At 40.0% G+C, this 7,182-nt stretch carries 6 protein-coding genes and 2 pseudogenes; 2 read left to right on the forward strand and 6 right to left on the reverse strand.

Features of this window, described 5'->3' with window-relative positions; all coding sequences use genetic code 11:
- Positions 1–865 precede the first annotated feature (865 nt).
- The 3 genes from HMPREF0083_RS21485 to HMPREF0083_RS21495 all read right to left on the reverse strand — a co-directional run bounded on the left by HMPREF0083_RS21485 (position 866) and on the right by HMPREF0083_RS21495 (position 3,593).
- Positions 866–2,104, reverse strand: coding sequence for an MFS transporter (locus HMPREF0083_RS21485; protein ID WP_051354753.1), 1,239 nt, complete (start codon positions 2,102–2,104; stop codon positions 866–868).
- Between the two features lie 83 nt (positions 2,105–2,187).
- Positions 2,188–2,475, reverse strand: coding sequence for an ArsR/SmtB family transcription factor (locus HMPREF0083_RS21490; RefSeq protein ID WP_021623919.1), 288 nt, complete (start codon positions 2,473–2,475; stop codon positions 2,188–2,190).
- Between the two features lie 215 nt (positions 2,476–2,690).
- On the reverse strand, positions 2,691–3,593 hold the full coding sequence (locus HMPREF0083_RS21495) for a LysR family transcriptional regulator (protein ID WP_021623920.1): 903 nt from the start codon (positions 3,591–3,593) through the stop codon (positions 2,691–2,693).
- 432 nt (positions 3,594–4,025) lie between these two features.
- Here HMPREF0083_RS21495 and HMPREF0083_RS21500 point away from each other — a divergent pair, with 432 nt between their 5' ends.
- Positions 4,026–4,559, forward strand: a complete 534-nt coding sequence (locus HMPREF0083_RS21500) for a cupin domain-containing protein (RefSeq protein ID WP_040304328.1) — start codon at positions 4,026–4,028, stop codon at positions 4,557–4,559.
- 124 nt (positions 4,560–4,683) lie between these two features.
- On the forward strand, positions 4,684–5,481 hold the full coding sequence (locus tag HMPREF0083_RS21505; RefSeq protein WP_021623922.1) for a dihydrodipicolinate synthase family protein: 798 nt from the start codon (positions 4,684–4,686) through the stop codon (positions 5,479–5,481).
- A gap of 471 nt (positions 5,482–5,952) precedes the next feature.
- On the opposite strand, the pseudogene HMPREF0083_RS29505 reads toward HMPREF0083_RS21505, so the two are convergent.
- From HMPREF0083_RS29505 to HMPREF0083_RS30255, 3 genes and pseudogenes are all read right to left on the reverse strand, one after another.
- A pseudogene (locus HMPREF0083_RS29505) lies at positions 5,953–6,147 on the reverse strand (GNAT family N-acetyltransferase); the annotation flags it as partial.
- Positions 6,148–6,585: 438 nt separating this feature from the next.
- Positions 6,586–6,732: pseudogene (locus HMPREF0083_RS30250) on the reverse strand (IS4 family transposase); the annotation flags it as partial.
- 51 nt (positions 6,733–6,783) lie between these two features.
- Positions 6,784–7,059 (reverse strand): transposase, encoded by a 276-nt coding sequence (locus HMPREF0083_RS30255; RefSeq protein WP_167331591.1) that lies wholly within the window; start codon positions 7,057–7,059, stop codon positions 6,784–6,786.
- Positions 7,060–7,182 lie beyond the last annotated feature (123 nt).

Consider the following 7,182-nt stretch of genomic DNA (forward strand, 5'->3'; position numbering starts at 1 on the left):
TTTTTATACCCTGTTCTTAACTTGATGGCTATGGAGGCTAACCCAAAAGGTTGTTTGGTCCCAAATGAAATACAATATATAGGTTACTTACTATTTTCTATGCGTATATACGGTACCGGAGAAGGGTGCCCCATCACTTTTGGGACACCCTCGTATGAGTTAATAAAGGTAGCATTTTCTCACTTCATTCTTTGCAATCCTTACCTGATAACATCACCGATATAAAAAATATAGGGACAATAAAGAATGAAGCTACCAACATACATGCCACTAAAATTGCTCCAAGCGCGGCCATCAAATATGGTGCAAAAGTTAGTGCAACTAATACCAGAATAAGTACCCAAAAGAGGTTGCGTACAGACATCCTTCCAAGATAAAAAGTCAAATATATCACCCTTTCTAAAATAGAGTTCTATTCCTTACCCCTCTTGTAAATAATTGTATAATTTATAATACACATATGCCAATAAAAAATACAATGTATTAATTAAATTACAATTGACTACGTATCGGCCAGAAAAACAGGTTCAGTCTAGAAAAGGAAGATTTACGACAGCTATAGGACATGCCATTTTTTCATGGATTTTTAACCCCCACCACCTTGCCTATACGATACATATACTCTAAGCACATAATGATTGACCATCTGAACAATGAAAAATTACCGCTTTCTATTTCTAATTGCGAAAACTAAAGCCGCAACAGATATACATGGTCCAATAATGGTAATACCGAATGCTGGTTTAATCCACTTCTCCCATGCTGTTTTCGTCTCATCTGATACATTCTCATTTTCTATATGTACATCAGTTACCGTAACAACAATATTTAACTTGATGGCTGTTTGGAAAAAAATTGCTTTCCGTTAGCGAAACTCTTTTAAGCTTGCCTTCGATACTTTCCTGCTTAGCACGTTCGAGGAAGCACCTCCAGCCATAACACCGCTTACCACGAAGATGCCCATCGCCGTGATATAGCTAAGTGCCACAAATGCACCGACCGCTGCATAGCCGTCCAGTCTTACATACAGTACGCCTGCGATCCAGGAGCCTACCGTCGCCGACGCGTACATGACCGCACTCGTTAAGCTTGATAGCGTTCCACGCATCCCTTCGTGCAGCCCGGTCAACCTGCCGATCATGAGCGGAATCATAAGGCCTGCCAGCATAAAGATAAGCCCGTATGCCGCCTCCGCAATCCACGCTTGCGGGGAAAAGGCGATTCCGCCATACAAGAATGCCATCACCACAAGCACGGTAATCAGCAAGCGCCCTGATCCGAAACACTTCACCATTTCGCTGCTTGACATGCTGCCGATTAGGTTCCCGATTCCGGCGAATAGAACAGCATACCCGACCTCTGTTACTCCGAAGCCGAATCGCTCCGTCAACCATGTCCCCATAAAAGCCATCCCGGCATAGTTGCCAAGCTGAAAAGCAAAATAGCCCGAAAATGCCCACCTCGATCTGGAATCACGTAATACTGTCCGATAATAACCCATAGTTATACGGAGCGCACTTCGCCTAGCTGTTTCCCTTGCCCCGCCAGTAAGGGCTGTGGGCGGCATGCCCGGTAGCGAAACCACTTGCAGTACAGCAAGAAAAAGTGCAGCGCCACCAATCACAAAAAACGGCACTGGCCAACTGATAGCCGCAAGTGCACTGCCGATCGGCACGCCGAGCACCTGCGAGACCCCCAGTCCCGCCGTGACGACGCCCATCGAACGCACAACATGCTTCGGCTGTGATAACTGTCCAGCAATCGCCCACACCTGGGGTCCGCAGAACGCTGCGCTCACGCCGGCGAGAAAACGGAAGGCGAACATCGACCAGAATCCGGTGGCAAGTCCACATAACGCCGTTGTAACGGCAAAGCCGAGCATCCCATAGACGAGCACCTTTTTTCGATCCCAACCGTCAGATAACGGTCCTGCAATAACAGCAAATACAGCATAGCCAAGGGCATACGCCCCGACCATCCAGCCGGAAATATCGGTGGCAACGTCGAACTCCGCTTGCAGCGTCGGGAGTAACGGTGCAATCAGAAATGAATCGGTTCCGATAATAAACATCGTAAAAAATAAAAGTAGCAGCCATTTTGACATCATCCATCACCTTGATTCAATAGTTTTGTAGTTTTATGATTCTTTAACAAATGAGCAAAAGGAAGGATTCCTCTGCCGCCTCTTTACAGCGTATCCAGGAATCCCGGCAAATAGCGCTCGAACGTTTCCGTGTTAAGCCGCATATATTTAGTCTGTGCATCTTTCCTCACTTGAATCAGCCCAGCCTCACGTAGCGTGCGAAAATGGTACGATGTGTTGGACTTGGATGCTTCGCACTGTTCACCTACCTCTCCGCAACTCATCTCCGTCGCACTTTTGCGCAGCGTTCTGACGATTTCCAACCGTGTTGGATCGGCCAGCGCTTTGAACAGCTTTATCCTTTGTTCGTCATTATGAATATTCGTAGTCATACAACTATTGTACAACTTGATTCCTCCTAGCGCAAGTCAATTCATCAGTAACTTGAAGCCGGTACAACTGAGCTTCATAGAATCGATCCCGAACCTCTCCCAACTGATTGACAAAAAAACGCCCGGGCCAGAGCATTTTTTCTGTCAATCAGGGATTAATGTACAAAATTCATGTTTCTCTGATGCTATCTTTTATTAAGAAGATGGCCCCAAAATCAGCAGATGCTACCTCTAAAACTAATCGTGGTAGCCTTAAGCTCATCAATAAAAATACGTATAGCAGCACTCATATATTTATCTTTTCTATAGACGATGCCCACTTCCCGAACAAGATTAGAATTTAGAATCGGAATAACCCTTATTTTATTATTGTTAAGACACTCTAAATAAGGTTTAGGTAATATGGTTACTCCTACTCCTTTTACTACCATATTAATTAAAGATTCCATGGTTGTTATTTCAAAAATGGGCTGGGGGAGAAATCCTAAATTACTGCAAGATTTATTAATAAGTTGTCTTACAAAGTAAGTTTCTGGAAGTAAGATGGAAGGGGTTGTTCGTAACACTTCCAAATCTACCGCATCTTCTCCCTCTAATGAATGCCCATTGGGTACCGCTAGGGCCAGTTCCTCTTTATACAAAGAAATTGTTTCCAATTCACTATCTTCCATAGGTAAAAAAACAATACCTATATCTAACTTATTTTCTAACAAATTTTTCCGAATATCTCCCGTGCGTAGTCCAAGTACGGATATTTTAATAGCGGGGTATAGACGATGAAAATTAAGTAATGTTGGTGGAATTAGGTAGTTTTCAACTGTCAGCAATGTTCCAATAGAAATACTTCCTCTTTGGAGTCCGTTTAATTCCTTTATAGCTGCCTGCGCTTGTTCTAACTCATGGAAAATATTCTGAGTATACTTCAGAAGTAGCCTTCCCGACTCTGTAAGTGCCGTTTTTTTACCAATTCGATCAAATAAAGGTGTTCCAATCTCATGTTCTAATAAACGAATTTGTTGGCTTAGAGAAGGTTGGGAAATTCCGATCTTCTCTGCAGCTCTTGTGAAATGAAGTTCCTGGCATACCGAACGAAAATATTCAAGTTGTCTTAACTCCATTTAAGTCCTCCTACTCTTATTGATAAAAATTAATAGGATTAACTATGTTTGGGAAAATGATGTAGTTTAATAATCTTTGTCTATATGTATCATATCATAGGTTAAAACTATTATTACTATATAAATAACTGAATTGTATTATGATTTAAAATCTCCTAAAGTATTAATTAACATATAAACTCAATCTATAACATAATTTACCGATTTGGATTTACCTTTTAATCGCTGCTCAAGTTTGATCCTATTAAATATTATTTATCATTAGCCTTTTAAAAGTTTAAAAACACCGCTAATTGATAGAGGTATTTAAACTTAGCAGGGAATCTCAAAATTACGTAACGCTGAAAGGGGGTGAGCATTTTAAGATTTAGCGGAAAGGATTTAAGCAAAAAAATAATAACTAAGTTTTCTAAAAATGAGGAGGTTAACAAAATGAGCGACCAAAGAACAGAGATTATCAGCTATCGTGAATTTTTAAGTAAAAGCAGAAAGCCTATGGTTCGAGCATGTTCCTGGAAATGGAAAGACATTTATCCCGTGCTTAATGAATCGGTATCGGAGGATTTTCTTGAGGCTGGACGTGGGACAATATCACTCGTCCATAAGGACACAGGGGATGCACTTGGGGTTTCACCAACAATGAATGTTGTGGTACAAATTTTCAAACCAGGTGAGCATAATAAACCTCATCGCCATACGAACGTAGCCCTCAATTTGGTCTTTCAAGGGAAGGGGTTTAGTATTGTAGACGGAGAAGAGATAGAGTGGGAAAAAGGGGATCTTTTCCTAGCTCCACCTTGGTCCGAGCATGAACATTGCAACACTTCAGATACAGAGGATGCCATTCTCTTTACGTTCCAGGACGTGCCGGTTCTTACTTCAATGGGCACATGGTTTTTAGAGGAACCGATCGGCACCCCACCTCGTCATATAGTAAAAAAAGAAGCGCAAACAAATCAAAGATAAAAAAGTGCCCCATTTTAGGGGCTCTACTACACTTTTTATAATACAAATACCTTCTTTATATTAAGGATACAATAATTTTTGAAAAAAACATAGCAAGAAACATAAAGATTGGAGAATATTATTGATGAAAAATCTAAATGTTGCTATTCCAACTCCCCTTAATGATGATGAAACGTTATATTTAGATGGCTTCAAACCTATTGTTGAACATTTGAAAAATAACGGAATCGAGTCACTGCTTATATCTGCCACCACAGGTGAACAGCATTCAATGAGTATTGACGAGCGGTTGCAAATCATTGATTACTTTAATCAACAAAAATTTGAAGGCGTTGAGCTTATGTTTTGTGTCTCAGCTACGAGAACGAGTGAGGCGATAAAACTTATTCAAGCACTCGAAAAGTCTGTCTTTGATATAATTATGATTGGCTTTCCGCCCTACATTCAACCGACACAACAACAAGCGATTTTCTATGTTAATGAATTAATTAAGCGTACAACCAAAAAAGTTGTGCTTTATAATAATCCTTTCAGGACCGGCTTTAACTTGAGTACTGAATCCCTCAATGAACTTGTTACTCAACACCCTAATCTTCTTGGACTTAAAGAGGAAGGCGATTTTAATCGTCATAAAAATACACGTTTACCTGATGATTTCATTATCTTTGCTGGAGGAGACATCAATTTCACAGCAAAGCTAAATAATGGATGTAATGGGCTTTCTAGTATGGTAGGAAATGTTTATCCTAAAGAAATCAAGCAAACTTTCAATGACTTGTTAGCGAATAAACCAGTTGACCTTCATAAAATAAACGAGTTAATTGATGAAGTTACACGCCATCAAACCATTGTGAATATAAAAAATCATTATAATCGTCTTGGTATAAAAGTAGGCACTTGCCGGTCACCCATTAATGCTTAAAAGCGCCTAGGATTTTATTCAATTAAACCAACGAACAATTTGATATGATCCCCCAAGGGTGTTGATTATCCAGTATAATCCAGAGTAGATCGCCACCACACCGTGCCCCAAACGGGCGTCGGTTCGTCTCCCGCCCCGAGAGGCCCAGATGTTTTGCCGGTCCGGCCCTGGCGCCAAAAAGCGGCGGTGTCTCTTCCTTGTGAGAAAAAGACGAGGGAACACGCCGACGCGTGCATCTTTTCTTTCACCTTATGGATAATCAACAGGCGTGATGATCCCCTTTAGGTTGACAGTGTGAAAAAAACATTGTTGTAATGGACCTTTCACGGTTAACCAGGGGGGATCATATCAATATGCTAGGTTTTTATTTATAGGCATAGTTAATTTCTAGTCAGGCTTACTTACATCTTCAGCTGCAATTGGTTTTTTTACCATGTTTAATACTCAATTTTCTCCCCCCTGACGGACAGATTATAGTGTTTTAACAAACAAAACTCTATCTTGTTCTACACCATCATAATTACTATGTACATCAATATCATCCACCTTTTTATCTCCCTTTTTAATTTCAAATCCCATCCTGGTATGATAGGCAATCGAAATTTTGTTAACAGGGGATGTTACACAACGGACAGTTTTACGACCATTTTGTTTATGACAATGAAAGAGCGCAAAAAGCCAAAAAAATACTTGCAAGTATGATTGCAGATTACATTAGAAAAAATGATATTAGTAAGCAGCAATCAAGCAAAACAAACGAAAAAGAAGGCTAGAGAAGACAACAAATCTTAAGAAAGTGACCCCATAGCCATCAAGTTAAGGTTCAAAAGCTTTCAGCTTTTGAGCCTTTTATCCATTCCCTATCTACAATCATGATTTTTCTCCATGCCAAAGAAGTCCCCGCATTATCCTTTTTAAAATTCGCCATCAACCAACCGATCAGGCATCAACCTGGCAGAGCTTCCAGCATATCAAAGGGACTCTTCTTATCCCATCTCTTTGATTTTTTGCCATTTTTCCTTATGAGATCATACAGACCATCAAAAAAGGCTGTGATTTTTTTGTGCGGTTTAAACAAGTGAATATAAATATTCGGTAACGCTTCTTTCACAATGTACATGGTTTTATATTCACTGATCTCCTTTTTTCTTTTTGATAAAGGAAACTTCGTATTTTAAATGTAACACTCGATGAAATCAGAATTGAAATCAATGTACCGTATAAATGGCAATCTAATCGCTCTTTAGTCAAGTATATTTTGACGTTATGCTTGACCCTGGAAATATATAGTAACCACCTTGTTTATGAATGGATTTTAGCCCATCTTAATGAGAAATATCCTAAATCACGAAGCAGTAAATCTCCTGGTTGTACAGTGTGCAGTAAGGTAGCCGCATATGTGGTATCATGTTCTTTTCCATTCCGAATATCAAGATGAAGAAATTGTCCTTGTTTCATTTCATACTCGACTTGGATTTTCAAAGAGGACTGTGCACAACCTTGATATCCTGTTTCTGGATCATCGGTTGGGGTTTTAAAGCCAGTGGAATCTAACATTCGGATACGATGAAATGGCAAATTTTCTATTTTTAACAGGGAATCTGAAAGCTATTTCTGAAAAATACAATTGAAAATGGTTTTAAGGAATGTTACGGCTTGTTGATTAGACCGTTGATGTAAGGCTTCTTCTGTGACATTTAC

This window comes from Aneurinibacillus aneurinilyticus ATCC 12856 (assembly GCF_000466385.1).
Classification (GTDB): Bacteria; Bacillota; Bacilli; order Aneurinibacillales; family Aneurinibacillaceae; genus Aneurinibacillus; species Aneurinibacillus aneurinilyticus.

Coding starts and splice junctions, on each gene's coding strand:
- HMPREF0083_RS21490 (WP_021623919.1), bottom strand. CDS start 2,475: ATGACTACGAATATTCATAATGACGAACAAAGGATAAAGCTGTTCAAA.
- HMPREF0083_RS21485 (WP_051354753.1), bottom strand. CDS start 2,104: ATGTCAAAATGGCTGCTACTTTTATTTTTTACGATGTTTATTATCGGA.
- HMPREF0083_RS21500 (WP_040304328.1), top strand. CDS start 4,026: ATGAGCGACCAAAGAACAGAGATTATCAGCTATCGTGAATTTTTAAGT.
- HMPREF0083_RS21495 (WP_021623920.1), bottom strand. CDS start 3,593: ATGGAGTTAAGACAACTTGAATATTTTCGTTCGGTATGCCAGGAACTT.
- HMPREF0083_RS21505 (WP_021623922.1), top strand. CDS start 4,684: ATGAAAAATCTAAATGTTGCTATTCCAACTCCCCTTAATGATGATGAA.